The organism is Actinoalloteichus hymeniacidonis, from assembly GCF_014203365.1.
GTDB classification, from domain to species: Bacteria; Actinomycetota; Actinomycetes; order Mycobacteriales; family Pseudonocardiaceae; genus Actinoalloteichus_A; species Actinoalloteichus_A hymeniacidonis.
On sequence record NZ_JACHIS010000001.1, the window covers coordinates 3,398,247 to 3,424,437 of the forward strand.

A 26,191-nucleotide genomic window follows, 5' to 3' on the forward strand; every position below is an offset into this window, starting at 1 on the left:
GGGGTCACCAGCGGAGCAGGACGAGCTCCGAGCAGAAGCCGGGGCCCATCGCGAGCAGCACCGCGAAGGAGCCCGGAGCGGGTGCCTCGGCGATCGTGCGACGCAGCACGTCCAGGACGGAGGCGGAGGACAGGTTTCCGTTGGCGGCCAGCGATGCCACGGTGTGCCGCAGCGCGTCGGGAGCCAGGTCGAGGGAGTCCCGGACCGCCTCGATGACCTTGGGGCCGCCGGGATGACAGATCCAGTGCGCGATGTCGCCCGTGGTGAGACCGTGGTCGGAGAGGAAGGCGACCACGTCCTTGCTGAGGAATTCCCGGGCGATGGCCGGGACGTCGGTGGAGAGCACCAGCCGGAAGCCGTCGGCTCCGATGTCCCAGCCCATGACCGCTTCGCTGTCGGGATAGAGCCTGCTACGGGTGGCGATCACGGTCGGCCCTGGGTGTTCGATCTCGCAGGCGCTGCCGGTCAACACGACGGCGGCGGCCCCGTCGCCGAACAGACTGCTGCCGACGATGTTGGCCGCCGAGGCATCGCCGCGTTGCAGGGTCAGCGAGCACAGTTCCACCGAGAGCAGGATCGCCACCTGATCGGGCCAGGCCAGCAGATAGTCGTGCACCCGCGCGATCCCCGCAGCGCCCGCGACGCAACCGAGGCCGAACATCGGAATTCGCTTCACGTCCTCGCGCAGCCCCAACCGCTGCGCCAATCTGGCCTCCAAAGACGGGACGGCCAATCCCGTGACGGTCGTCGAGACCACCAGATCGACCTCCTCCGGTGCGATGCCCGCCACCGCCAATGCGCGGCGCACCGCCTGCTCGCCCAGTTCCAACGCGGAGGCGAGATAGGCCTCGTTGGCCTCGGTGAAGTCCGCCAATCGGCGCAACCGTTCGATGGGAACCGCGAAATGTCTGGTCCGAACGCCGGAGTTACCCGAGATGCGCTGCGCCGCACGCCGACGTGAGTCACCGGGAGAGAGGATCTCCTCGACGAATGCCGCCGAGATCTCCTCCTGCCGATAGACGTGCTCGGGGAAGGCCATCGCGGACGAGGCCACCCGTGCTCCACTGCCGGGCCACCGGGTCGCCTCCCGTGTCGCGGCACCGTGGTGACCGGCGGAGTTCTCCCTGCGCTGAGACATCGACATCCTCCACTCGCGTCCCCGGTTCGCGTCCCACTGCGCGGCAGGCGCGATCGCCGCTCAAGCCGGACGTCGAGTGTCTGCGGTCACGACTGAGAAAGCTCAATGCCACCGCCGGGGATGGAATTGGTTCAACGGTCGATGTTCATCATCCATGGGTTGGGGCGGGCCGGCAGCCGTGCGACGCACGTCGGCGCTGGTCGGCGCAGCGCACCATCCATTCGCGACTCGCCGGTAGGCCGGTCGTCCCATCGCAGCACGCCGAAGGGCGTAGCCAGGACCGGCGCGTCGGGCTCTGCCGCCGGCCGGCGGCCGCAGGCCATCCGACCCGCATCGCAACTGCCGGTCGGCGGCCATCGCGTCGTCGTGCATGGTTCACGCGGTGGCCGCTCGCCTGCCCCTGCTCGGTTCGTTCAGTCCAGAGTCAGGACGGGCTGGTCCGGGCAGTCCAGCCACAGGGTGTGGACGCCGTCCGGAGTGATGGTGAGCCCGTAGCGAGCGGGCTCCGGCCTGCCGTGGCCGTTCCACAATCGAGCGATGCGCATGTAGTCGTCCCACAGATCGCGGGTGCCGCCGTGCACGATGGCGGCGCGTGCCGATCCGATCGACCGGGCCCGCGCCCAGGAACCGGTCGCCGGATCGCCGAGCACGTGGGCCTCCCCGCCACCGTCGTGCCGGATCACCCGGTGCACGTCCGGGTGGACCAGCGCACGCAGGCACTCCAGCGGCCGCGCCCCGAGGAAGTCGGGGAAGCCGTCGGTGCGCACGGCACTGTCGACGCCCTCCTCGGTGGCCATCTCGATGATCTCGCGGCCGGTGGGCGTCCGGAACGAGGGATACGGCCGCAGCCGCATGAAGGCGGCGTAGTCGGTGAACGGGCCGACTGCTTTGCCCTCCGCGTCGACGGTCAGCCGGGCCAGCGCGTACCCGAGGTTGACCAGGATCACCCCGCCGGTGGAGACCTGCCGCAGCCAGGCGGTGGGCACCCTGGCGACGCCGCAGGTGGCGATCAAGCGGTCGAAGGGCGCGTACTCGGCGACGCCGTCGGCTCCGTCGCCGATGATCAGGTGCGGATGCTGGCCGAGTCCGGCCAGCGCGTCCCTGGCCCGCACCACCAATGTCGGATCGATGTCGATGCTGGTGACCGCGTGATCGCCGAGCGCATGGCAGAGCAACCCGGTGTTGTAGCCGGTGCCGGTGCCGATCTCCAGCACCTTGTGGTCGAGTCGGACGTCGAGACGTTCCAGCATCAGGGCCATCAGGCTGGGGGTGGTGGACGAGCTGGTCGCGGTGCCCCCCGCATCGCGCTGGGTCAGGAGATTGGTGTCCCGGTAGACGGCCTCCAGCGCCGGGATCCGATCGACGGTCAGATCGAACAGGGTCTGCTCGCCTGTCGGGCTGCTGACGATGAAGCGCTCGACGAAGGCCTCGCGGGGCACGGTGCGGAATGCCTCGAGCCAACGACGGCTCTGCAGGTAGCCACTCGCACGCAGGGAATCGGCCAGACGGTGACGCAGTCGGTAGCTGTCGACGGTGGTGATCATGTGCACGCTCCGAAGGATTCCTCGGCCGGTGGCGGCATCGAGAGGACACGGTGGAGTCCTACGGCTGCCTTCGGCCTACTAGCTGGCAGATGCTGTCGCGTGACGCCGTCCGGTGCGCGGGTTCAACCACGCAGCCAAGGCGGCGGTGTTCTCGCGCGCAGCGGACGAGGAGAGCCGATGCTCCCGACGACGACCCGGTCCACTCGGCGGGCCGGCCTGCGAGGGCCGGAAGTCGGTCGAGTGGCTGCCTCGGGTGCTCCGCCTGCTGTCGGGTCCGTTCCGGCGGACCTGGGTTCACCGCCGGTCATGGTGTCGAGACACCCGAGTGAGCGTGGGATGCGGCCTGGACGAGCGAATCACGATCGACGAGACGGTTCATGCCTTCCCCCTTGATTGACACGCACTGTGCTCGTGCGGACACTCTGAGTGTCCATCGTGGTGGGACTTCGAACATTCACAGTCCATGCACAACCGCCTACGCTGTGAAGTCGAGTCTTTATGGATCTGCCACGCCATGAGTCCCTCGGGCACGGGGACGACGACCTATAAGAGAAGAGACGTAGTCATGGCCGAGGACGCATCCCATGTCGGCGCCGCCATCCGTCGCGCGCGGCTGGCCGCCAATCTCACCCAGCCCCGACTCGCTCGACAGGCCGCGGTCTCCCTCAGCCTCCTCGGCAAGGTCGAATGCGGCGACCGGGTCGCGACCCACGCATTACTGGCCGCCGTCTCACGGGCGTTGAAGATCCCGGTGGAACGTCTGACCGGGCAGCCCTACGCGGACAATCACCGCGACGAACAGACCCACCGAGCCGTGGCGGCGTTACGCACGGTGTTGCGGCACTACGACCTGCCCGGCGACATCACCCCGCGCCCACTGGCCGAACTGACCTCGGACGTCGAGTCGATCGCTCGGATGCGCCGCAACGCCCAGTACAGCGCTCTGGCCGTGCGGTTGCCCGCCCTGGTCGAGGAACTCACCGCGGCGACCCAGACCACCGATGCCACCAACGCCCCGCACGTCTTCGGGTTGTTGGTCACCGTCTACCACGCGACGCACACCCTGCTCCACCGCTTGGGATACGCCGACCTCGCCGAGTCCGTGGAGCATCATCTGGCTCATGCCGCTCACCGGGCGAGCGACCCGCTGGCCGCGGGCCTGGCGCATTGGGCGCGGGTGCAGAGCTTCCAGTCGGCGGGCGACTACGCCCACGGGTTACGCCTGATGGACGCCGCCCGGGCCGAGCTCGACGACACCCTGCGCGCGCCGGACGAGGCCGCGATCACCGTGTACGGCAGCCTTCATCTGCGTTCGGTCACGCTCGCCTCGCGAGCCGGTGACGCCGACACCGCCCGGTCGCACCTGATCGCCGCCCGCGATCTCGCCAGGGAGCTGACCACCGACCACGTCCACTATGGACTGACCTTCGGTCCGGCGAACATCACGACGCACGAGGTGGCCGCGCAGGTCGAACTCGGCGACGGCGCCGCAGCGCTCACCGCCGCCAGGGCCTGGTCACCGCCGCGCACGATGCCGAGGACCCGCCGGGGCCATCACCATCTCGATCTGGCCAGGGCGCATCTGATCCAAGGCGACCGCAACGGTTGTTTCGATGCCCTGCAACAGGCGAGGCACATCGCGCCGCAACAGACCAGGCTGCACCCCATGGTCCGGGAGACCACCTCCGTGTTGATCAGCCTGTACCGCCGATCCCACCCGGAGCTGTCGCACTATGCCGACTGGCTGGGTCTGACCGCGTGATCGGCCGACGGGCCGTCGCGGCACCCGGCTATCGCGTGGTGGCCGAGGTCTCCGTGATCAGATAGCTCTCCCCCGCCCGCATCGGGATGATCACCACATCGCCGAGGTGCTCCGATGCGATCGGCTTGCCGGTCGCATCGGTGACGGCCGTCTCGGAGGCGAAGCGGCCGACGCCCACTCGCACCGGCCCGGTGCGGCCGGCGTGCAGCACGACCCTGCTCGGCACGCCCCGGGTCCATTCGATGTCCACCGTCAGGTCGCCGCGCGCACGCAGCCCGCTGACCGAACCGGTGGGCCAGGCCGAGGGCAGTGCGGGCAGCACCTCGATCACGTCTCCGTGGCTCTGGACCAGCAGCTCCGCCACCCCCGAGGTCGCACCGAGGTTGCCGTCGATCTGGAAGGGCGGGTGGGTGTCCCACAGATTCGGCAGGGTCGAGTGTCGAAGCTGGTCGATCAGCGCGGCGTGGGCGCGATCGCCGTCGCACAGCCGCGCCCACAGATTGATCCGCCACGCCTTGCTCCAGCCGGTCTCCCCGGCACCGCGTGCGCGCAGCGAGACGCTCGCGGCCGCGGCCTCGGGGCTCTCCGGCGCGAGACCGGGACCGGGATACACGGCGAACAGGTGCGAGACATGCCGGTGATCGTCGGCGGGGTCGTCCCAGTCGGCCTTCCACTCCTGGAGCTGCCCCCAGGATCCGACGCGGATCCCGGAGTCCAGTCCGTCTCGCGCATCGGCCAGTCGAGCGGGCAGGTCCGTGTCATCGGCGAGCAGCGTCGCAGCCGCCGAGGTGGCCGCGAACAGAGCTGCGACGATCTGTTGAGACATCGCCGCCCCGGCGGAGAAGCCGCCGTGCTCCGGCGAGTAGCTCGGCGAGACGACCAGCGTGCCGTCGCGCGGATCGACGTGCAGGGCGTCCAGCCAGAACTCGCTGGCCGCGCGCATGATCGGATACGCCACCGTGCGCAGCCGGTACTCGTCGCGGGTGAACAGGTACCGCTCGTGAAGCTGCAGGCTCAGCCACGCCGCGGCCTCGGGGAACCAGAACGCGGTGGCCCAATCGTGCACACCGGTGAATCCGTACGGGTTGGTCTCGTTGTGCACCACCCAGCCGCGCGCGGCGTGGATCTGCCGTGCGGTGTGACTGCCGGGCGCCTGCAGCGCCGTCACGAACCTGTCGTAGGGGTCGAGGGTCTCCGCGAGGTTGGTGGTCAACGCAGGCCAGTAGTTCATCTGCAGGTTGATGTTGAGGTGATAGTCGCAGGACCAGGCCGGTTGCGTGGACGCGTTCCACATGCCCTGCAGGTTCGCGGGCAGCGGTCCGTGGCGCGACGAGGCGATCAGCAGATAACGGCCGTAGGAGAAGAACAGCACTTCCAATGCCCGGTCCTGGGCGGAGCCGCCGCCGGTGTACTCGGCCAGCAGCACGTCGGTGGGCTTGGTCGAGTCCGACCTCCCGAGATCCAGTCGGACTCGATCGAAGAGCCCGCGATGGTCGTCGAGATGCTCGGCACGGATCGCGTCGTAGCCTGCGGCCATGGCACGGTTCACCGTCTCGGTCACCCGGATGTGCGGGTCCTCGCCTCGGTAGCGCGGGTGGTCGTCGGAGTAGTCGGTCCCTGCCGCGATCAGGAAGACGAGCCTGTCGGCTTCGGTGATCACGAACGAGGCATCCGGGCCGGTTGTGAGGCTGCCGCCTTCGACGAGCACTCGGATCTGCACCTCCCAGCGAAGCCCGTTGTCCGCCAGCGCGCCCCGAAGTGTCAGTCGGTCGCCCGCGATGGTCGCGGTGCCGCCGTGTGGCGATTCGAGGCGCAGTCGGCCGGACACCGCGCCGGGCCGGTCCGCACTCACTCGGCCCGCGATGACCTCGTGGGGATGGCTGGCCAGGTACTCGCGTCGATATCCGACGCCCGCACACCGGTAGCGCACGCCCGCCGTGGCCTCGGCCAGCGCCAGTTCACGGCGGTAGTCGGTGATGGGGGCGGGCGCGGGGAGATCCACCAGGAGTGCGCCGAGCGGTTGATAGGCGCCGAACCCGCGACGCGGTCTGCCGAGTAGGTCGACCACCTCCTCCGGTGATATCCGGTGCACGGCGTCGATCCTCGACCGCACCCGGCGAAGCGCTTCGGGTCTCGGAGTGTCCCCGTCACCGTGGTCGTAGCCCTGGATCGAACCGGGGCCACCGGTCCACAGGGTCTTGTGGTTGAGAGCGAGCCGCTCGGTGGGCACGCCGCCGAAGACCGTCGCTCCCAGCGAGCCGTTGCCGACCGGGAGGGATTCGGTCTCCCAGTCCTCGGCGGGCTCGTCGTACCACAGCATCACGGGCGATCCGCTCCTTCGGTGCAGGGGGTCGTCGTCCGAACGGCGACGATGCGAGAACGCCTGTCCGCTCAGAGATCGGCGAACCAGGTGTCGATCGTCTCGTTGCGGAACCGACCGTGTGGGTCGAACTCCCGCCGCAGGCTGCGGAACCGGTCGAACTCGGGGTAGCGACCGCGCAGTTCCTCGGGCGGCAGGACGAACAGCTTGCCCCAGTGCGGCCGGAACGACCATGGTGCGAGGGACTGTTCCAGTCGCGTCAGCACGTCCAGGACGGCAGGCGTGTCGGGGCGCCAGGTGAAGTGGAAGACCACACTGGACCGACGGTAGGTCGGGCTCAACCACTGTTCGTCGGCGGCGACCGTGCGGATCTCGCCGGTCAGCAGCACCGGGGCCAGGTCGGCTCGCAGGGCCGCCACCGCGCGCAGTGCGGCCCCCGCCTCCTGCCGGGCCACGAAGTACTCGGATTGCAGCTCGGCACCGACGCTGGGCGCGAAATCGGCACGGAAATGGGGCAGCCGTTCGTGCCATGGACCGGTCTCGCCCAGCTGCGGGGTGCAGTGCTGCACGGGTTGCCCCACGATCGGGTGGCGGGGCGCCGTCGCCTCGCGCGCACCGGTCCAACCCAGGTCGACGGGCTGATCGCCGACCCGGTGCTTGACCAGGACGTCGGCGGTGTCGTCGAAGGTGGTGAACGTGCTCACGCTGAAGGACTCGGAGTACACGCCGTCGAAGTCGTCGGCCAGTACGGCCAGCGGCACTCCTTGATAGACCCGTTGTTCGACGTCGAAGGTCGGCGTACAGCGCAGTTCCATGCTCGTCACGATGCCGAGCGCACCGAGCGAGACCACCGCGCCGTCGAAGCCGGGCTCGCCTCGACGCAGCGTTCGCAACGAGCCATCGGCCAAGACGAGGTCCAGCGCGACGACCGCGTCGGCGAGCGAGCCGTGGGCGTCGCCCGAGCCGTGGGTGGCGGTGGCGCAGGCACCGGCGACAGTGATGTGTGGCAAGGACGGCAAGGTCGGCAGCGCCAGTCCGTATTCGTGCAGATAGGCGGCCACTCGACCGAGCCGTAAGCCCGCGCCGACGCGGATCGTGTCGGACCCGATCTCGAGGATCTCGGGAAGTTCGTCCAGAGAGAGCAGGGTCCCCTCGGTGTCGGCGATCCGGCTGAAGGAGTGCCCCGCCCCGACCACCCGGACCCGCCGCGAGGCGGTGACCACCTCGCGTAACCCGTCCAGCGAATCGGGCGAGACGATCCGCTCGGCGCCGAAGGTGACGTTGCCCGCCCAGTTCGTTCGCATGGTGGTCATCAACGGGATTCTGCCGGGTGAGCGTTGCCCGGTCGACCACTGTTCTTCCGAGGCCCCGCAGGCGGTGCCGCCGTCCGGGATCACGTCGGATCGTCCGGACGGCAGCACTACGGCGTGCCTGGGTGAGCAGGGACGAGGTCCACCCGGCCGGGTCAGCGCATCGAGGGCGACATCTCGCCGTCCGGTGGTGGCACCGCGTCTCGTCGCCCGGTGGCCCACGCGGTGCCGCCGACCACGAGCGCCGAGGCCACCAGCGCCGCGCTGATCCACAACGGCGACCGGTAACCGAAACCCGCGCCGATGGCCAGGCCGCCCAGCCACGGTCCCAGCGCCGCGCCCACGTTGAAGGCGGCCGTGGCCAGTGCACCCGCCAGATTCGGCGCCTCGGTCGCCGCATAGAGCATCTGCGAGATCAGCGTGGATCCGACCGCGAAGGACAGGGTCGCCGTGATGAGCACCAGCACGGTCGCCGCCACCGGGTGTCCCGCCGTCACGGCGAATCCGACCCAGCCGACGCACAGCGCGAGTCCGCCCCATCCCAACAGCGGAATCGGCCGGGTATCGGCGATGTGCCCGGCCGAGGCGACCCCGATGAAGGAGCCGAATCCGAAGAGCGCCAGCATGGCGGGCACCCAGGCCGCGCCGAGGCCGGCGATCTCGGTGATCACCGGCGCGAGGTAGGTGAACGTGCAGAAGGTGGCACCGTTGACCAACGCCGCCAACAGCAGCGTCACCGCCAACCGAGGGCGACGCAGTGCGCGCAGCTCCCGGCGAGCACTCGGCCGCCGCGTCTCGACCGCGCCGGTGGGGACGGCATGCAGGATCCCGACGACCGCGGGTACCGAGATGATCGCCACCGCCCAGAACGCGGAACGCCAACCCCACAGCTGACCGAGCAGTGCCCCGGCGGGCACCCCCGCGATGCAGGCGATGGTGACACCACCGAGCAACGTCGCGGTCGCACGCCCCTTCGCATCGGGGGCGACCAGGTCGGTGGCGGTGATCAGCGCCACGGCCAGGAAGCCTGCGTTGGCCAGGGCACCGAGGATCCGCATCGCCAACAGCAACCAGTAGCCGGTGGTCAACGCGCCGACCACGTGGGCGAACAGGAAGCAGAGCAGGAACAGCAATAGCGCGCGGCGCCGAGACCACCGCAGACTCAGGATCGCCGCCAGCGGCGCCCCGACGATCATTCCGAGCGCGAACGCCGAGGTCAGCGCGCCCGCAGCAGGCAGCGACACCGCCAGGTCGGCGGCAATGGCGGGTCCGAGGCCCGACAGCATGAATTCCGAGGTGCCCTGCGCGAAGACCGCGAGGCCGAGCAGGTAGAGGGAGAAGGGCATGACTGACTCCGCAACCACATCGAGGAATCGACGAAGCAGCAGGTCGTGGCGTATCGACCGAGACCAGGAGAGTGCGGACCGCGACAACGCCCGACCGCCGCACGGGGAGGATCTCCGGCGTCACCACGGTGACGCGCGCCCGGCATCGCAAGGGCGATGCGGGCCGAGATCGAACACGAGACGGTGCTACGGCGATCCGGTGGCAGCGGACGGACACAGCCGACACCGCGCGGTCGAGGAACGCGCGGATCAGTGTGTGAAGTGGAGCAGCCACCGGACGACCGGTGGCTTGGTTCTCGATGCCTCTGGGCTGGACACGGGCGCAGCGTAAACGGGACCGGCCCCGACGTCCACCGAATTCTCGAGGTGGTCGTCGGGGCCGGGCGTTCGTTCGATCGGTCCCCGCCGGGAGCGGGGAGGCCGCCGGGGCGGCTATGTCCGAGTCGGTGCCAGGCTAGCCTCGGCCCGCCAACTCGGGTGCGTCGGCGATGAAGGTGTCGAGTACCCCGTCGGCGACCTTGATCGGCCCCTGCGGGCGCGTGGTGCCGGGAATCGTCTGGATCGCCGATGCCTCCTCGGCCAGTTCGGCGGACTCGGCGAACGCCCGGTCGGCGCCCTGCGGGTCCTCCGCAACCCGGTCGAGACCGTCCACGGTGAGCTGTAATGCCCGACCCCACAGGGCGAGGGCGTCCAGCCATGGTTGGGTCTGCTCGAGGAACGCCGGGTCCGCCACGCCCGCCCTGATCTGCTCGGATGCCGTGGCGAGCAGGTCGGCCCGCTCCCTCAGCTCGCGCAACGGCAACCCCGAGGGCTGCGCCCGCACCGCATCGACGGCGGCGGCCAGCGCCGGAGCCTGCGGCTGCCAGGGGGTGTCGCCGAAGGTCGGGGCCAGGTGCTGGGTGTCGAAGAAGGCCACCAACGCCTCGGCCGTACGGGCATCACCGTCCGCCAGGTACTCCGCTGCGGCCCACCAGGTGGTCTCGGCGTCGTAATCCCGACCGTTCCAGGCGAAGGACGCGCCGCCGAAGAGCGCGACCTTGCTCGGGGCGGCCTGGTTCATCGGGTTCAACACGATTCCGCTCAGCGCCGAGTCGAGCCCGGCCTCCCGTTTGCTGTATGGCGCCATCAGCAGCCGGCCGGTGGTCTGCCCGAAGTCGTTGACCGGGTAGTTGTCCCAGAGGAAGACCTTGCGACCCCAGACCCGAGCGGCGGCCTCGGCGTCGGCCACGGTGATCGAGGCGGGCACCACATCGGTCCCGGTCCACTGGATCACGATTCGCTCGTCCAGTGCCGTCCGCAACGCGGTCTTGTACGGGGAGTCCTCGACGTCGGAGTACTCGGTGGGCACGGTCTGCAGCGGCTGGGCACCCTCGACCGTGTCGAGGTAGTCGTGTTGGACCGCATTGAGCAGGTCGGCTTGGGCTCGGCCCGCCGCCTCCTGGTCGGCGGGGCCGTAGTGCTCCTCGTCGGCGGCACAGTTCCATCTGCCGTACTCGATGTCGTCGAGGGCGACGTAGAAGCTGCGGACACCCAGTTGGTAGAGCGAGTCCAGCTTGTCGATCAGGCTCGCCCGGTCGGCCGGGTCGCTGTAGCAGATGGACAGCCCGGGCGAGATCGCGTAGGTGAACTGGACGTGGTGCCATGCGGCGGCCTCGACGAGCTCGGCCAGCTTCGCGAGTTCCTCGGCGGGGTAGGGATCGCGCCACTGCTCGCGCAGGTAGACGTCGTCCTTCGGGGTGTAGATGTAGGTGTTGGCCTTGATGTCGCCGTAGAACGCGAGTTGGTCCAAGCGGTCGGCATGCGACCACGGCGCCCCGTAGAAGCCCTCGATGCTGCCGCGCAGCGCCATCAGCGGATGGTCGAGGATGGACACCGCCGCGATCGTCCGGTCCTCGACCAACTGACGGAAGGTCTGGGCGGCGTAGTAGACGCCGTTGCCGTCGTTGCCAGCGAGCGCGACCAGCCCGCCTCGACGGGAGGCCTTACTCGCCAACGAGTAGCCCTCGGCCGCCGGTTCCGGGGCGACCTCGCCGCCGGCCTCGGTCAGCGCCTCGGTGACGGCGGGGTCCTCGATGGAGCCGACCACCACGGTCAACCCGGCCCCCGCATCCGCACGGATCTCGCGGGCACCGGCCCGTTCCAGCGCGGCGCGCAGCACGTCCTCGGTCGCCTGATCGACTCCCGAGCCCAGGACCAGGGAGACCTCGGGACCGACCCGGAGGTCCCGGCCGTTGGGTTCGATCTGTTGCGGTGTCGGGGTCACCACCGGTAGTCGGCGGGCGTCGTTCGTCGCGTCGGTGGCGGGCTGGTCGGCCGGTTGTTGGGCGAATGCGGGTTGCGGCAACAACACGAGGGCCGCGAGCAGCGCGGTCAGAGCACCTGGTCTGGAAGGGCGTCGAAACACAAGGACCTCCTGAGCACGGTTGGTCCAGACCACCATGGGGATCGGCTCGGGTCAAGGGTTCCGCGCAGGCCACCCGGCTAGCCGGGTGGCGACGAAGCCCGGGATCACCGCCGTATCCCGGGCCGCCGCCCGCCGGGCGATCCGGTGGCACGCGGTGGGTTCCCGCGCTGTGCTCGAAGATCGCCCGGCCGTGCAGAACGAGAGACTCAGCAGACGTTGTAGCTGCTGTTGACCCTGGTGATGTTGCGGAAGGTGATGTTGTTCCCGCAGGGATTCTCGGTGACCGCCGAGTTGGTGACGGTCAGATTCTGGATCGTCACGTCGGAGTTGCCGGGAAACTCCGTTCGGGCGGCCAATCGGATGTCGCCGGGCCCGGAGACACTGCCGCTCTGTGCCGCGAGATTGACGTTGTAGCAGTTCTCGATCAGGATCGCGTTGTTGCCGGTACCGGAGATGTCGATCCGGTCGATGACCACGCCGCCGCTCTCGGAAACGCAGAAGATCCCTCGGCCGCCGCCTCGGGCGATCACCTCGCCGACGCGGATGTTGGTCGGGTAGGAGTTGTTCACCCGACCATTGCGATTCGCCATCCGGAACGCCGCGTAACCGGTGCCTGCGCCGGTGCCCTCACCGTCCACCCGGTCCACCGTCGCGTTGATGGTGTCGTTGAGCAGGAGCCCGGATTCGCCGGTGTTCCTGGCCGTCACGGTGCCGATCGAGAGACCGTCGACGCCGTAGGTCTCGACGCCGTGTGCACTCGCACCGGAGACGAAGACGTTGTCGATCCGGATGTTGCGGCTGCGGACGCTCGTGTCACCCCGGTTGTCGATCCGGATACCCAGGCCTGCGGACAATCGCATGTCGATCTGGCCGAGGTGGACGTTGGTCACGTTGCGCATGAAGATGCCGTAGAGCGGAGCGCCGGTGACGTTGAGGTGCTGCACCTCGATGTCGGTGGTCCCCCGGGAGTACACCGGGGCCTGGTCGCCCGCTCCCGAGCCGGTGACGTTGATGGTGCCGCAGACATCCAGGACCGTGTAGCTGGGCAGTGAGATCCGGGAACCTGCGCTGATGGTGCCGGAACCGCGCACGACGACGCGTTCCTTCGAGGTGCGGCCCGAGCTGAGACTGCCGATGGCCGCCTGCACGGCCTCTCGCATGTCGTTGCCGGTGTAGACGGTGCTGTTCCCGCGTCGGGAGGTCCAGGTACCGCCGCTCTCCACCGCTTCGGCGTGGAAGCTCCCGCTGCCGCACTCCTGGGCGATCGCGGGTCCGGACGAGGAGGTCGTGTCGGTCTGCGCGGGAGCGGCCGTGGCGGCGGGCGACCCCACCACCTGGATGGACCCGGTCAGCATCGCGGCCGCGAGAACGGCACCGCCCAGCAGTGATCCGAGTCTTCGAGAACCTGTCGAACGATTCATTCGATCTCCCTGTTCGTCGTCGTTGACGGAGAAGGCGGCGGCATCGATGCGGCCGAATTTCACCGACTCGCCTCGCCCGGAATAATCCGAAGCGGATTCGATGCCATCGACATCCCTCGGGTCGAATAAGGCGATCACGAACCCCGAATCAACCGCCGAGCGCGGTGCGCACTGATTCGATACCGACCGAGGGAATGTCGAATAGAATTCGATTGAATTCCATTTGTCGGCAGGTTAGTAGGATCTTTCCAGCCCCGTCAACAGACCTGCGGTTCGCGCATCACGGGACAATCACGCAGCCGAATGCGACCACTGAATTCCCCGGCGGGCTCGCGGCACCCGGATCGAACGAGATCACCGGCGATGGGTGGTTCCCCGGGCACCCACGGCCGCCGGACTCCGCCCTGGCGCGCCGGGACGCCGCCGAACCGCACAGCCGGAGCAGGAAACAGCAGGTGACAGCAGGTTCTTCCGATCCGATGCAGCGGCGCAACGCCACCGGATGCGCGAGGACACCGTGCTGCGACCAGTCGAGCGCCATGTTCGTCGCTCCGGCGGGCCTGCGACATCGAGGAGTCTCGGAGCGCGGCCCGCAGGCACAGCAGGGCACCATCGGCCAACGACTTCCGACGGCGCATTCCAGCCATCTTCGTGGCCGGCGCCGGTAGCGCGGTCGGACCACCGCGAGGAGATCAGGACAACAACGCGACCAACAGAATCATCACCGGCATGCTCAGGATCGTGGAGATCAGCGCCGAATCACGGGCCAGCGTGACCCCCTGATCGAATCGCACGGCATAACCGAACACATTCTGCGCGGTGGGTAGCGCGGCGCAGACCACCACGGCCAGCAAGGCGGGACCGTCCAGTCCCAGGATCAGTCCGCACAGCAGGCCGAGCAGCGGGTGTAGCACGTTCTTGATCAGCACCACCGAGGTCAGCAGGATCGCGCCCTCCTTCGAGCCACCCGGTCGCGATGAACCGTGCAGGGAGATGCCGAAGGCGAGCAGCATTCCGGGGACCGCCATGTTCGCGATCAGCTCCACCGGCGCCAGCACCGGCGCAGGCAGGTCGATGCCGAAACCGGAGACGATCAGCCCGGCGACGGTGGCCACCGCGATCGGGTTGCGCAGTGGCGCGGTCAGCGTGCGCAGTAATGCCGGGCGCGTGCCGTTGGCCCGTTCGGTGAGGATGTCCAGGATCGTGGTGAAGACCGGGGTCAGCACGGCCAGCTGGAAGAGCAGTACCGGCGCCACCTCGGCCGCGTCACCCAACGCGTACGCCGCGATCGGCAGTCCGAGGTTGCCCGCGTTGACGTATCCGCTGGCCATCGAACCGATCGCGATCTCGCCTGCGGGCCGCTTACGCAGCAGACCGATCGGAACGAAGAGCAGACAGGCCAGGCTGCTGGTGACGCCGGTGACGATCAGCGCCGAGGAGAACACCGCGGCGACGTCGGCGTGGGCCAGGGTGACGAAGAGCAGCGCGGGGGTGGCGACGAAGAACGCCGTGCGGGAGAGCGTCTGCGTGGCCGAGGGCCCGAGTACCCCCGCTCGCCCGACGACGTAGCCGACGGCGATGACGATTCCGATGACGAAGAAACCCTCGAGGACGCCATTCATTCCACAGTCACGTCTAGCCACCGTAACGCTGTGACGGGGGTCAATGCGCGGCGGGTCGCGGCGGGAAGCGGCCATCGTTGCCGGATACGGGCACGATTACGACGAATCGGACCGGCAGGCCACTAGGGGCACGCCGATGACCCGGTCAGTGGTGGAACGCGGTGTTGTGCTTCGGGTCGGCCCGGACGCCGGGTGACTGCCGAAGATCGGTCAGCACGCGCTTCAGATCTTCGACGAAGAGATCCGCCAGGTCGTGGGTGAATCCGTTCCGGCAGACGACCCGCAGCACCGACAGGTCGGTGCGGTTCGCCGGGAATGTGTAGGCAGGAACCTGCCAGCCATGCTCACGCAGCCGTTTCGAGACGTCGAAGACCGTGAAATCGGTGCCCTCGGCGATGGCGACGGCGAAGACGGGCAACTCCTCGCCGCGCGTGATGAGCCGGAACGGCCCCAACTCGCCGATATGATCGGCCAGGCGGACGGCGACGTCCCTGGCCGACTGCTGCACCAGCCGGTAGCCCTCTCGGCCGAGTCGGACGAAGGTGTAGTACTGGGCCACGACCTCGGCTCCCGGACGGGAGAAGTTCAGCGCGAAGGTCGGCATGCATCCGCCCAGGTAGTCCACCGCGAAGACCAGTTCCGAGGGCAGCAGCTCGCGATGACGCCACAGGATCCATCCGACCCCCGGATAGACCAGTCCGTACTTGTGTCCCGAGGTGTTGATCGACGCGACACGGGGCAGGGCGAAATCCCAGACCAGATCGGGATCGAGGAAGGGTGCGATCATCGCGCCCGAGGCACCGTCCACATGGATCGGGATATCCAGCCCGGTGCGGCGCTGCAGGTCGTCCAACGCCGAGGCGATCTGTGCGACGGGGTCGTAGCTGCCGTCGAAGGTCGAACCCAGGATCGTCACGACGCCGATGGTGTTCTCATCGCAGCGCGCGACGGCCTCGGCGGCATCCAGGTGGAACCGGTCACCGTCCATCGGCACGATCCTCGGTTCCACCTCCCAGTACTCGCAGAACTTCGACCAACAGATCTGGACGTTCGCCCCCATCACCAGGTTGGGCCGTCCCGGCCCCCGCCAACGGCGCTTGAACGCCATGCCCGCGAGCATGCACGCCTCGGAGGAACCGGTGGTGGAACAGCCGAGGACATCGTCGAGGTTCGGCGCGTGCCAGAGATCGGCCAGGATGTTCACACAGCGCCGCTCCAGTTCGGCGGTCTGCGGATACTCGTCCTTGTCGATCATGTTCTTGTCGACGCACTCGTTCATCAACTCGCGAGCCTGGTCCTCCATCCAGGTCGTCACGAAGGTCGCGAGGTTGAGCCGCGAGCTCCCATCGAGACGCAGCTCATCGCGCACGAGCCGGTGCGCGGTGTCGGGCGGGATGGGGTGTCGACCCAGTGCCCGTTGCGGCAGCACCATCTCGGCGCCCGCGGTCGGGTCTGCGACGCCGTAGAAGGGATTGGAGTCACCTCGACGTTCCGGGCCCGTCCGATGGCCCCCATGCAGCGGCATCAACCGAGCGTACGGCCGGTCCAGCGGGCCCGCAGGGCCCCGTCGGACCGGCCGATCGCTCCCGCGCGGACACCGTGGCCGAGCCTCGACCGGTCCGCCCCGGACGGGGCTAGGACGCCGCAGCGGTCGGCGACACGATGTCGGCGGCCAGGGGCGCGATCGTGTCGATGATCGTCGAGACGGTCTCGGCGGGTACCCCCGCGCTCACCAGGGCACCCGACAGGTGGGCCGCGACCCCGTCGAAATGAGCCTGTTCGACGCCCAACCCCCGATGCACATCCTTCATCGACCGCCCCCGGTACTCCATCGGCCCGCCCAGCGCCGAGGCGAAGAACTCCACCTGGTGCCCCTTCAACCTCGGCATCGCCACGCCGATGAAGAACGGCGCCAGCGTCTCGTCACCCAGGACTCGAACGTAGAAGTCGTCCACGACGGCCACCAAAGCCGCGTGTCCGCCGATCTGCTCATAGATCGTCGACATCATGATCCTCCGACCTGCCCGCATCACACAATGTGACCACGTAAGCACCGAGTGGTTACGGGCATGTCACCGGAGAGTCACCGATGCGGCAGCGGCAACGCACAGACCGCACCGACGGCCGTGCGACGTCGGGTTCGGGCCACATCCGGGCCCACCGATTGCGCCGGTGCACCACGCGAGAGTCCACGATTCGACGGATCGAACCGGCGTGGGGCCGGGCCGTGCCTGCCTTACGGCCTCGGATAACAACCCGGAGCCGCCGACGCCGTCCGGCTCGGCAGAATGGTCCCCCATGTCGGCTCTTCCGCAGGATCTGATGTCCGCACTCGACGGTGCGTTGACACGCTTCTCCCGCCAGGCATTGGGGCAGTCGGTGGACCGACTCATCCAGCAGTACCGCTCCGGCAGGCCGCCGTCGACGCCGATCCTGAACTCCGATCTCGATGTCGCGGCCTACGCCGGTTATCGGATGCCCGCCACCTATGCCGCAGCACGTTCGGTGTTCGACCAGGTCGCGGTGGTCGCGCCGGGCTTCCAGCCTCGGACTCAGATCGACATCGGCGGCGGCACCGGAGCCGACGTGTGGGCCGCCGTGGATGTCTGGTCATCGCTCGCCGACATCACCGTCCTGGAGCAGTCGTCCCAGGCCATCTCGCTCGGCAGACGACTCGTGGGCTCCGCAGGATCGGCGGCGCTGCGGCAGGTGTCGTGGACGCGCGGTTCGATCGACGTCGACTCGCCGCCGCCCGCCGCCGATCTGGTCACGCTGTCCTACGTCCTGGGCGAGCTGCCGGAACGCCGCCGGGCGGACATCATCCGGTGGTCGGCCCGCAGCACCGCGATGCTCGTGATCATCGAGCCGGGCACCCCGGCGGGCTACGAGCGGGTCGTCGCCGCCAGGGATCTGCTGCGCGACCTCGGTCTTCGACTGGTCGCGCCCTGCCCGCACGAGGACGACTGCCCGATCCCCCGGGGCAAGGACTGGTGTCACTTCGCGACCCGGTTGCCCAGGACCTCGGTCCATCGGCGGGTCAAGGACGGCGCGCTCGGCTTCGAGGACGAGAAGTTCTCCTACATCGTCGCCTCGCCCGACAACTGGCGGCGGGCGGCAGGCCGGGTGCTGCGGCATCCCCGCAAGCCCAAGGGTCAGGTGGCCCTGCAGATCTGCGCCGACGACGGCTCCCTCGGCGACGTGACGGTCTCCAGACGGGAGGGCAGCCGCTACCGGGCGGCCCGCGATCTGCGTTGGGGTCACGAGTGGCCGCCGGTGGGCGGTGACCTCGAACCGGTCGGCGACGGCACCGAGTTCGGCTGATTCCGCCTGTGGCGGGCCACGCATGCTGGTGCGAGGCTCGGGCGTGATAGCGCGTGAGTCGAGTCTCATGGGAAGCCGGGTACTCCTCGACTAAAGTCCAGGAAGCTGATCGGTGACAGTGCTGCGCGGATCCGGTTCCCCATGCACCGAGGCCGATAGTGGAGGTAGTCCCGCATGCCGCTGCCCCTTGCTCAGACCACCTCGCGGGGCCGCGCAGGCGGGGCGCTGTTCGCGCTGGCGCTGGGCGGCTTCGGCATCGGAGTCACCGAGTTCGCCACGATGGGATTGCTGCCGCAGATGGCCGATTCCTTCGGCATCTCCATCCCGGCGGCGGGCAATGCGATCACCTTCTATGCGCTGGGTGTGGTGGTCGGCGCGCCACTGATCGTCAGTCTGGCGGCTCGGTTGCCCCGCAAGGGCCTGCTGATCGGGCTGATGGTCGCGTTGGCCGTGGGTAACGGCCTGTCGGCGATCGCACCGAATCCGTCGCTGCTCATCGTGGCCCGGTTCATCGCCGGTCTACCGCATGGCGCGTTCTTCGGAGTGGCCGCCGTGGTCGCGGCCGCCTTGGTGCCACCGGGGCGCCGAGGACGCGCGGTGGCACGGATCATGATCGGTCTGACGGTCGCCAATCTCGTCGGTGTTCCGCTGGCCACGGCGGCGGGCCAGCAGATCGGCTGGCGCAGCGTCTACTGGGCGGTCGCCGTCATCGCGCTGGTCACCGCCGGGACACTGCATCGGCTGGTGCCCGGGATGCCCGCGGGTCAGGGCGCGAGCATCGTGGGCGAACTGCGCGCCTTCGGACGGTTGCAGGTCTGGTTCGCACTGATCACCGGCATGGTCGGCTTCGGTGGCATGTTCGCCGTCTACTCCTACATCTCGCCGACCACGACCGAGGTGACCGGCCTGCCCGCCGCCGCGGTGCCGTGGATGTTGGCGGTGTTCGGTCTCGGGCAGACGATCGGCGCGCTGGTGGGCGGCCGGTTCGTGGACCGCTCGGTCACCGGCGCCGTGGTCGGCTCACTCGTCGCGATCTCGGTGGTCCTGACGGTCTTCGGACTGACGGCGACGGTCGCCGTACCCGCGATCATCTCGGTGTTCCTGATCGGGTTCACCGCCCAGATTCTCGCCTCGGCGCTGCAGGTCCGGTTGATGGACGTCTCGCCGGACGCGCCATCGCTGGCCTCGGCCTCGAATCACTCGGCGCTCAACATCGCCAACGCGGCGGGCGCGTGGTTGGGCGGTCTGGCCATCGCCGCCGGGTGGGGCTACGCCTCCACCGCGTGGGTCGGGCTGGCCCTGAGCCTGACGGGGCTGGCAGTCGCCGCCCTGTCGATCGCCGTCGCACGGATGGGCCGCTCGCGCAGGCTCGTTCCGGCCGGCGCCGGATCGGGCCCACGCCGGGACTGAGCCTGCACGAAGCCATGTCGTTCCCGCCTGTGAAAAGCTCTGTCGGTGAATTCCTCCGCCCGGTCGCGTCACCGAGCACGGTCTCCCTGGCTGCTGATCACGACGATGGGGGTGGCACTGACCGGGTGCTCGCAACCGCAGCCGCCGGTCCCCCCACCACCGCCCCCGCCGACGAGCTCCGAGCAGGGCACGGACTGCCCATCGCCCGGCGTCCGGATCACCGCAGGCCCCAGCGACGCCGCGACCGGGGAACGGGCGATGCCGCTGGACCTGATCAACTGCGGCACCGGCCCGTTCGAGGTGGCGGGATACCCGTCGCTGCGGGTGCTCGATGAGGACGGGCAGGTCTTACCGATCACCATCACCAACGGCGCATCACCCATGGAGGACCCCGGTCCGCAGCCGATCGTGATCGAACCGGGTGAGATGGCGCGGGCGGTGACGTACTGGCGTAACACGGTGGGCGACGGCGGCCCGGTGGCCCTGACCGGCACCGCGCTGGAGGTCCGAGCCCGGCCGGGAGACGAGCCGCAGCCGGTGACCTCCGACGGCCCGATCGACCTGGGCAGCACCGGCACCCTGGATGTCACGGCCTGGGAGCCGTATTCCGGCTGACCCGTCTGCGCCGTTCGTCGTCGTGGTGGTGCGCCACCACCCTGAGGGGTGGATTTCAATTTCCACTGAAATAATTGTGCCAAAGGAATTCGAGTGGCCCCGTCGCGACTCGGGGCGAATCGTCGACACGGACGTCGAAATCCGCATCGTCGATCCACTTCGTTTCGACAGCGTTACGAGAAACCTATTCGAAGAATTCAACCGGCAATTCCATTGACAACCGTTGTTTATTTACTCCAGACGGTGCATTACCGCATCCGATGACGGCGCTACCCTGGTGCGGGACAATTCCTCCGACGATGTGGGGATGCTATGTCCACTCATACTCTGCTGCCTCGGGCGGCCGCCATGAAAGTACTGGCCGTAGCCGGTGTCGTGGTGCTGTTCCTGTCCACGTTATGGGCGGGTTCCGCTTTCGGACACGGCTCGACGATCGACCCGCCGTCCCGGAACTACGGTTGTTGGCAACGCTGGGGACACGACTTCCAGAATCCGGCGATGGCGACCGAGGATCCGATGTGTTACCAGGCATGGCAGGCCGACTCCAATGCCATGTGGAATTGGAACGGGCTCTACCGAGAGCAGGTCGGCGGCGATCACCAGGGTGCCATCCCCGACGGGACGCTCTGCAGCGCCGGGAACACCGGCGGGACCCGGTACGCGGCCCTCGACGAGCCGGGCCCGTGGGAGGCGACCGAACTCGACACCCGGTTCACCGCGACCGTCCACGATCAGGCCCTGCATGGCGCCGACTACTACCGGATCTACGTGACCCGGCAGGGGTTCGATCCGCTGACCGACGAACTCGGGTGGGGCGACCTCGAACTCGCCGGCGAGACCGGGCGGATCGCACCGGGCGAGGGCACGCCGAGCAGCGAGCCGTCGCTGGGCGGGGTGTCGGTGGACATCGAGGTCGACGCCTCCGGCCGCTCCGGTCGACACATCGTCTACATGATCTGGCAGGCCAGCCACTTCGATCAGACGTTCTACGGGTGCAGTGACGTGATCTTCCGCTAGTCGCAGCGTCCGCAGCCGAGGCGGGAACGACCGTTCCCGTTCTCTTCCCGCCTCGGCCCGCTTCCCCGGAGCCTGCGTCAGCCTGCGGTGGGCCTGCTCACGGGCCCGTTCCACTCCTGGCGTGTCACCGCATAGTCGGCCTCGCCGTGTTCCGTTCCCTCGATCGGGTCGTCGAACACCTCGTGGCGGATCCCCACCGGGGTCAGGCCCGCCCGTTCCAGCACTCGTCGGGATGCGAGGTTGACCGCCATCGTCGTGGCGAAGACCCGCTCCAGCCCGGCCGTGTCGAAACCGCGTCGCAGCAGTTCGACGGCTCCCTCGGTCGCGTAACCCTGTCCCCAGGCCCGGACATGCAACCGATAGCCGAGCTCCGCCTCGCCCACCGAAGCCGTGGGACACAGCTCGAACCAACCGATGAAATCACCACCCCGGCGGGTGAACGCCGCCCAGAAACCGAGGATCTCGTCGTGCGCCGAGGCGGCGAGCATCGCGGGCAACCGTTCGTCGCGCATCACCTCCCGAGGTGTCGGCTTCCCTCCGGTGAGAAAGCGCATGACCTCGGGTTCGGCATCGAGGGCGGTCAACAGGTCGACATCGGCCTCGGTGAGCCGACGCAGCACCAGACGAGCCGTCGAGATCGACATCGAGTCGTCGGCCGTCACGGCGTCGGTTCCCGCAGTCCTTCCAACAGCTCGACCTGCTCCGACAGCACACCGGTCAGGATCGTTCTGGCCACCGCCATCAGTTCGGCCACCTGCGGGCTGGTCAGGGAGTAGTACACCGCCGAGCCCTCGCGCCGGGTCTCGACCAGGCCCGCCCGTCGGAGCACGGCCAGCTGCTGGGACAGACCCGCAGGCTCGATACCGATCTCGGACAGCATCTCGCCGACGGCATGCTCTCGACGGCTCAGCAGTTCCAGCACCCGGATGCGCACCGGGTGCCCGAGCGTCTTGAAGAACTCGGCTTTGAGCCGGTGCAGTGGGGTGCTCACCGGTCCCGCCCACCCGATCCGAGCGACGGCGTGATCGAGCAGCGCGAACTCGGGACAAGCACTGCCCGAACCGGACGTGGCACAAGCTTCATGTCACACATTCTTTCGCATCGGGGCCCGCGTGGGGTTCCGCAGACCGCGACACCGCCCGGTGGTCCCGCCGCGCCAGGGTTCGCGCGTGGTCGACAGCATCGGCGAGTTCGAGGAAGATCCGGCCGGTGGTCCGGATCCGTTCCAGATTCGGCAGTCCGAGCAGGGGCCGGGCATGGACATCCCGGAGCTCGGAGAGCAGGACGACGACCCCCTCGCGTTCCAGCTCCTCGATCGCCTCGTCGAGCGCCTGCGCTCCCGTCGCGTCGATACCCGAGATCCGCGACATCCGAAGGATCACGATCCTGGCCCGCTCGATCGCGGCGACCTCGCGGCGGAAGCCGTCGGCGGTGGCGAAGAAGAGCGGGCCGTCGAAGCGGTGCGCGACGATGCCGTCGGGCCGTTCCGCCGCCGATGCCCGGTCCGCCCCGTGGTCCACCACGACGTGTTCCCCTCGGGCTCCGCGCGCGAGTGCCACGGTGGCGAGGAGGACCGCGATCGCGACTCCCAGGACCACCGCGCTGATCAGGTCGACCGCCACCGTGACGATCAAGGTGACCACCAGCACGACCGCGTCACGCGGGGTGGCCTTGATCAGGGTGAGCAGCTCGCGCCCCGCCACCATGCGCACGGTGGTGGCCAACAGCACGCCTGCCAGGGCCGCGAGGGGGATCAACCCCACTATCGCCGAGAGGCTGAACACCACCAGCGCGAGCACCACCGCGTGGACGAACGCCGCCAACCTGGACCGAGCGCCGGAGCGGACGTTCACAGCGGTGCGGGCGATGGCCGCAGTGGCGGGCACTCCGCCGAACAGTGGAACGACCAGGTTCGCCACTCCTTGGCCGAACAGCTCGCGGTCCGGGTCGTGCCGCTCGACGCCGTCGCTCATTCCGTCGGCGACCGTCGCCGACAACAGGCTCTCCAAGGCGGCGAGTGCCGCGACGGCCACGGCCGAGGGGAGCAGTTCGGGGATGATCGAGAGGTCGACGAAGTCGAGTGCGGGCCCGGGCAGCCCGGTGGGCAGCTCACCGATCTGGGCGGTGTCGAGATCGAAGACGACGACGGCCAGGGTGGCGATGACGACGGCAGGCAACGAGAAGGGGATCGCGGGGAACCGACGGCCGCCCACCAAGGTCACCAGCGCCACGCCCAAGGCCAGCAGTACCGGGACCGGTTGGGGGTCGGCGAGGAAACGCGCGGCCGCCTCGGCGGCGGTCGCCCAGACCCGCTCGCCGTGCAGTCCGTCGACACCGAGCATCGCGGGCACCTGCTGCAGAGCGATCACGATCGCTATCCCGGCGGTGAAACCCACGATCACCGGCGTCGGTAGCAATCGAACCACCCGCCCCGCTCTGGTCAGGGCCAGGACGATGAGAAGGACCCCGGCCAACAAGCCGACCAGCAGGACCCCCGACACGCCGAACCTGCCGACGATGGGGACCAGCACGACGGTCATCGCGCCGGTCGGGCCCGAGACCTGCAGGTTGCTCCCCCCGAAGATCGAAGCCAACGCACCCGCGACGATCGCGGTGATCAGTCCCGCCTCGGCACCGAGACCGGAGCTGATTCCGAAGGCCAGGGCGAGCGGCAACGCGACCACGGCCACCGTCACGCCCGCGATCAGATCGCGGCGCGGTGCCTGGCGCACGGCGCGCCAATCGGATCGCCCGGGCAACAGCGAACGCAGGCCCGCGCTGCGCTCGGGGACGGGGCTCTCTCGACTCACCACGGCGACTCCGGTCGACTCCGCCCGTCCGCTTCGACGGACAGTGCAGCAGGGATTTCGAATCTATGCAGTTATGAAAACATGCAATTGATGTCACGCGGCGCAGTCGGAGCTGTGACGCCGCACACTCGCCGTGCGCGACTCGTGCGCCGCCCGGGGACGCGGCCGGCGCACGACGGCTCCGGCCGGGCAACGGGCGGCGGCCCGAGGAGACCGCCCTGTGGTCGGCGGTTCAGGCGACCTGGAACGACCGCTTGGACAGGCCCATCATGTAGCCCTCGATGGTGGTGGTCACCGGTCGTTCGGGACCGGCCGCGCCGAGGGTCACGAAGAGCGGGATGTAGTGGTCCACCGTCGGATGGGCGAAGGGCATGCCGGGCGCCTCGGAGCGGTAGGACGCGAGTGCGTCCACGTCTCCCCTGGCCAACGCCTCGCTCGCCCAGGCATCGAAGTCCGACGACCAGCTGGGCACCAGATTCCTGGTGATGATCTCGCGATCGAGATACGGCAGGCCGTGGGTCATGAAGCCGGAGCCGATCACCAGCACGCCCTCCTCCCGCAGCGACCGCAGTCGCGAGCCCAGCGCCAACAACCGGTCGGGCTCATGGGTGGGGAGACTGAGCTGGAGCACCGGCACGTCGCCCAACGGGTACATCGCCTTGAGCGGCACCCACGCCCCGTGGTCCAGCCCTCGGCCGAGGTGCTGATGCACCGGCTCCGTGTCGGGCATCGCGGCGGCGACCCGGGCGGCCAGGGCCGTCGCGTCCGGGGTGGCATAGGTCATCTCGTAGTAGCGGCGGGCAAAGCCCCCGAAGTCGTAGACCAGCGGGGTGTTCGCCGCTGGATCCGACAGGCTCACCGGTGCGGCCTCCCAATGCGCACTGACGATCAGGATGCTGCGGGGCTTGGGCAGCGCTAGCGACCACGCGAGCAGTTGCCGCAGCCATTGCGGGTCGTCGAAGAGCGGCGGCGCGCCATGGCTGAGGTAGAGGGCGGGCAGCGGGCCGTCCTCCGGGGTCCACTCGCGGTGCGCCCTGGAGGCGGTCAGCGCGTCACCGATGAAGGCGTCGAACGCTCCGGCGGGGATCTCGGGGTTGATCGGCGAGAACATGATCTGTCCTTCCTGACAGGCAAGCCCGGCCCCCGGCGACCGCGATGCACGCACCGAGGAGACCGGACGGCCTGGAGCGTCGCGGCCATCCCGCAACGCTCGCTTGAAGCTTCAAGGAACACGGTACTCCTCGTTCACTTGAAGCTTCAATAAGGACTTGTACACTGGGAAGATGACCGACGGTGTTCGCTGGCTGAGTCCCCGAGAGCAACAAGCCTGGCGGGCCTACCTCCATGCCGATCGACTGCTACGGGAGGGCCTGGAACGCCAACTGCGCCGCGACGCGCACATGTCGCACGTCCACTACCAGATCCTGGTGCACCTCTCCGAGTGCCCGGATCGCAGCAGATCGATGACCTCGCTGGCTCGACTGGTCGACATCTCCCCCAGCAGGCTGTCCCACGCGATGAGCACGCTGGAATCCCGGGGCTGGGTCTCCCGGTGCCGGGATGCCGACAACGGCCGGAGCGTGGTGGCGAGGTTGACCGACGTCGGATTCGCCGCGCTCACCGAGGCGGCACCCGGCCACGTGCGCGAGGTCCGTCGTCGGGTGTTCGATCGGCTCACCAGCGAGCAGATCGACGCGATGGCTGCCATCGCAGCCGTGATGGCCGGACCGGAGCCCGGCCCGATCTGATCGAGAACCGCCGATCGTCGCCGTTCGGGGCGAGACCGGCGACGCACCCGTCTACCGGGAGGAACGGATCAGCCGGGACAGGTGCCGGCCCGCGATCCGCAGCGCCCGGTCGTCCCTGGCCACCTGGGCCGTGACCTCGGCACCCTCGATGGTGTTGATCACGGTGCAGGCCAGCTCGTCGGCATCGACCGCCTCGAATCCGTCGGCGAGTAGACGCTCGGCGACGATGCGCTGCCAGTTCTCCAGCGCCGCCGCACATGCGCGCTGGATATCGGGCGTCCGGCCGAGGGTCTCCAACGCCGTGGCGTTGACCGGGCAACCCCCAGCCAGTCCGATGCGCGCAGACCGTCGGCCAGCAGCGTGACGATGGCGAGCATCGCGTCTGCGGAGTCGGCCTCGGCCG

Annotated in this window: 21 protein-coding genes; 6 read left to right on the forward strand and 15 right to left on the reverse strand. The window is 68.9% G+C overall.

What is annotated here, in order from left to right:
- Positions 1 to 4: 4 nt before the first annotated feature.
- Together BKA25_RS13815 and BKA25_RS13820 are read right to left on the reverse strand one after the other, a co-directional pair.
- The gene (locus tag BKA25_RS13815; RefSeq protein ID WP_069853654.1) at positions 5 to 1,138 is read right to left on the reverse strand and encodes a type III polyketide synthase; all 1,134 of its coding nucleotides are present in this window, start codon (positions 1,136 to 1,138) and stop codon (positions 5 to 7) included.
- 413 nt (positions 1,139 to 1,551) lie between these two features.
- Entirely contained in the window at positions 1,552 to 2,682 is a 1,131-nt protein-coding gene (locus tag BKA25_RS13820; protein ID WP_069853653.1) for a methyltransferase domain-containing protein, read from the reverse strand.
- 565 nt (positions 2,683 to 3,247) lie between these two features.
- On the opposite strand from BKA25_RS13820, the gene BKA25_RS13825 reads away from it, so the two are divergent.
- Positions 3,248 to 4,444 carry a helix-turn-helix domain-containing protein gene (locus tag BKA25_RS13825; RefSeq protein WP_069849285.1) on the forward strand — a complete coding sequence of 399 codons (1,197 nt, stop codon included), beginning with the start codon at positions 3,248 to 3,250 and terminating at the stop codon, positions 4,442 to 4,444.
- A gap of 28 nt (positions 4,445 to 4,472) precedes the next feature.
- Here BKA25_RS13825 and BKA25_RS13830 read toward each other — a convergent pair whose 3' ends face one another.
- The 8 genes from BKA25_RS13830 to BKA25_RS13865 form a co-directional block, all read right to left on the reverse strand.
- Positions 4,473 to 6,764: a glycoside hydrolase family 95 protein gene (locus BKA25_RS13830; RefSeq protein ID WP_069849283.1), complete on the reverse strand. Its 2,292-nt coding sequence runs from the start codon at positions 6,762 to 6,764 to the stop codon at positions 4,473 to 4,475.
- Positions 6,765 to 6,835: 71 nt separating this feature from the next.
- On the reverse strand, positions 6,836 to 8,077 hold the full coding sequence (locus BKA25_RS13835; protein ID WP_069853652.1) for an FAD-binding protein: 1,242 nt from the start codon (positions 8,075 to 8,077) through the stop codon (positions 6,836 to 6,838).
- A 152-nt stretch (positions 8,078 to 8,229) separates the two neighbouring features.
- Positions 8,230 to 9,420: a Cmx/CmrA family chloramphenicol efflux MFS transporter gene (locus BKA25_RS13840; protein ID WP_069849281.1), complete on the reverse strand. Its 1,191-nt coding sequence runs from the start codon at positions 9,418 to 9,420 to the stop codon at positions 8,230 to 8,232.
- A gap of 454 nt (positions 9,421 to 9,874) precedes the next feature.
- A complete protein-coding gene (locus tag BKA25_RS13845) occupies positions 9,875 to 11,824 on the reverse strand; it encodes a glycoside hydrolase family 84 protein (RefSeq protein WP_236750806.1) in 1,950 nt (649 codons plus the stop codon).
- A 206-nt stretch (positions 11,825 to 12,030) separates the two neighbouring features.
- Positions 12,031 to 13,245 (reverse strand): hypothetical protein, encoded by a 1,215-nt coding sequence (locus BKA25_RS13850; protein WP_216637824.1) that lies wholly within the window; start codon positions 13,243 to 13,245, stop codon positions 12,031 to 12,033.
- A 692-nt stretch (positions 13,246 to 13,937) separates the two neighbouring features.
- Entirely contained in the window at positions 13,938 to 14,867 is a 930-nt protein-coding gene (locus BKA25_RS13855; protein WP_069849279.1) for an AEC family transporter, read from the reverse strand.
- Positions 14,868 to 15,012: 145 nt separating this feature from the next.
- Positions 15,013 to 16,392 (reverse strand): glutamate decarboxylase, encoded by a 1,380-nt coding sequence (gad, locus tag BKA25_RS13860; RefSeq protein ID WP_069849277.1) that lies wholly within the window; start codon positions 16,390 to 16,392, stop codon positions 15,013 to 15,015.
- A gap of 109 nt (positions 16,393 to 16,501) precedes the next feature.
- Entirely contained in the window at positions 16,502 to 16,873 is a 372-nt protein-coding gene (locus tag BKA25_RS13865; RefSeq protein ID WP_069853649.1) for a group I truncated hemoglobin, read from the reverse strand.
- Positions 16,874 to 17,165: 292 nt separating this feature from the next.
- Between BKA25_RS13865 and BKA25_RS13870 the strand changes: the two genes are divergently transcribed.
- From BKA25_RS13870 to BKA25_RS13885, 4 genes are all read left to right on the forward strand, one after another.
- Positions 17,166 to 18,188, forward strand: a complete 1,023-nt coding sequence (locus BKA25_RS13870; protein ID WP_069849275.1) for a small ribosomal subunit Rsm22 family protein — start codon at positions 17,166 to 17,168, stop codon at positions 18,186 to 18,188.
- 174 nt (positions 18,189 to 18,362) lie between these two features.
- Positions 18,363 to 19,598, forward strand: coding sequence for an MFS transporter (locus BKA25_RS13875; protein ID WP_069849273.1), 1,236 nt, complete (start codon positions 18,363 to 18,365; stop codon positions 19,596 to 19,598).
- A 111-nt stretch (positions 19,599 to 19,709) separates the two neighbouring features.
- Positions 19,710 to 20,213 (forward strand): DUF4232 domain-containing protein, encoded by a 504-nt coding sequence (locus BKA25_RS13880; protein WP_172803785.1) that lies wholly within the window; start codon positions 19,710 to 19,712, stop codon positions 20,211 to 20,213.
- A gap of 312 nt (positions 20,214 to 20,525) precedes the next feature.
- Positions 20,526 to 21,230: a lytic polysaccharide monooxygenase auxiliary activity family 9 protein gene (locus BKA25_RS13885; RefSeq protein ID WP_236750797.1), complete on the forward strand. Its 705-nt coding sequence runs from the start codon at positions 20,526 to 20,528 to the stop codon at positions 21,228 to 21,230.
- Positions 21,231 to 21,307: 77 nt separating this feature from the next.
- On the opposite strand, the gene BKA25_RS13890 is transcribed toward BKA25_RS13885, so the two are convergent.
- The 4 genes from BKA25_RS13890 to BKA25_RS13905 form a co-directional block, all read right to left on the reverse strand.
- Positions 21,308 to 21,892, reverse strand: a complete 585-nt coding sequence (locus tag BKA25_RS13890; RefSeq protein ID WP_236750795.1) for a GNAT family N-acetyltransferase — start codon at positions 21,890 to 21,892, stop codon at positions 21,308 to 21,310.
- Entirely contained in the window at positions 21,889 to 22,221 is a 333-nt protein-coding gene (locus BKA25_RS13895; RefSeq protein WP_069849270.1) for an ArsR/SmtB family transcription factor, read from the reverse strand. The genes BKA25_RS13890 and BKA25_RS13895 overlap by 4 nt, the downstream gene beginning before the upstream one ends.
- A gap of 88 nt (positions 22,222 to 22,309) precedes the next feature.
- A complete protein-coding gene (locus tag BKA25_RS13900; RefSeq protein WP_236750793.1) occupies positions 22,310 to 24,040 on the reverse strand; it encodes a SulP family inorganic anion transporter in 1,731 nt (576 codons plus the stop codon).
- A gap of 232 nt (positions 24,041 to 24,272) precedes the next feature.
- On the reverse strand, positions 24,273 to 25,151 hold the full coding sequence (locus BKA25_RS13905) for a dioxygenase family protein (protein WP_069849266.1): 879 nt from the start codon (positions 25,149 to 25,151) through the stop codon (positions 24,273 to 24,275).
- Between the two features lie 172 nt (positions 25,152 to 25,323).
- Here BKA25_RS13905 and BKA25_RS13910 point away from each other — a divergent pair, with 172 nt between their 5' ends.
- Positions 25,324 to 25,788 (forward strand): MarR family winged helix-turn-helix transcriptional regulator, encoded by a 465-nt coding sequence (locus tag BKA25_RS13910; RefSeq protein ID WP_069849264.1) that lies wholly within the window; start codon positions 25,324 to 25,326, stop codon positions 25,786 to 25,788.
- 51 nt (positions 25,789 to 25,839) lie between these two features.
- Here BKA25_RS13910 and BKA25_RS28655 read toward each other — a convergent pair whose 3' ends face one another.
- The gene (locus tag BKA25_RS28655) at positions 25,840 to 26,085 is read right to left on the reverse strand and encodes an LmrA/YxaF family transcription factor (RefSeq protein WP_375791854.1); all 246 of its coding nucleotides are present in this window, start codon (positions 26,083 to 26,085) and stop codon (positions 25,840 to 25,842) included.
- Positions 26,086 to 26,191 lie beyond the last annotated feature (106 nt).

Bases quoted from the DNA above. Each gene is read 5' to 3' on its own strand.
- BKA25_RS13820 (WP_069853653.1), bottom strand. From the start codon at position 2,682: ATGATCACCACCGTCGACAGCTACCGACTGCGTCACCGTCTGGCCGAT.
- BKA25_RS13830 (WP_069849283.1), bottom strand. From the start codon at position 6,764: ATGCTGTGGTACGACGAGCCCGCCGAGGACTGGGAGACCGAATCCCTC.
- BKA25_RS13825 (WP_069849285.1), top strand. From the start codon at position 3,248: ATGGCCGAGGACGCATCCCATGTCGGCGCCGCCATCCGTCGCGCGCGG.
- BKA25_RS13865 (WP_069853649.1), bottom strand. From the start codon at position 16,873: ATGTCGACGATCTATGAGCAGATCGGCGGACACGCGGCTTTGGTGGCC.
- BKA25_RS13905 (WP_069849266.1), bottom strand. From the start codon at position 25,151: ATGTTCTCGCCGATCAACCCCGAGATCCCCGCCGGAGCGTTCGACGCC.
- BKA25_RS13850 (WP_216637824.1), bottom strand. From the start codon at position 13,245: ATGAATCGTTCGACAGGTTCTCGAAGACTCGGATCACTGCTGGGCGGT.
- BKA25_RS13885 (WP_236750797.1), top strand. From the start codon at position 20,526: ATGTCCACTCATACTCTGCTGCCTCGGGCGGCCGCCATGAAAGTACTG.
- BKA25_RS13840 (WP_069849281.1), bottom strand. From the start codon at position 9,420: ATGCCCTTCTCCCTCTACCTGCTCGGCCTCGCGGTCTTCGCGCAGGGC.
- BKA25_RS13855 (WP_069849279.1), bottom strand. From the start codon at position 14,867: ATGAATGGCGTCCTCGAGGGTTTCTTCGTCATCGGAATCGTCATCGCC.
- gad (WP_069849277.1), bottom strand. From the start codon at position 16,392: ATGCCGCTGCATGGGGGCCATCGGACGGGCCCGGAACGTCGAGGTGAC.
- BKA25_RS13815 (WP_069853654.1), bottom strand. From the start codon at position 1,138: ATGTCTCAGCGCAGGGAGAACTCCGCCGGTCACCACGGTGCCGCGACA.
- BKA25_RS13870 (WP_069849275.1), top strand. From the start codon at position 17,166: ATGTCGGCTCTTCCGCAGGATCTGATGTCCGCACTCGACGGTGCGTTG.
- BKA25_RS13910 (WP_069849264.1), top strand. From the start codon at position 25,324: ATGACCGACGGTGTTCGCTGGCTGAGTCCCCGAGAGCAACAAGCCTGG.
- BKA25_RS13875 (WP_069849273.1), top strand. From the start codon at position 18,363: ATGCCGCTGCCCCTTGCTCAGACCACCTCGCGGGGCCGCGCAGGCGGG.
- BKA25_RS13835 (WP_069853652.1), bottom strand. From the start codon at position 8,077: ATGACCACCATGCGAACGAACTGGGCGGGCAACGTCACCTTCGGCGCC.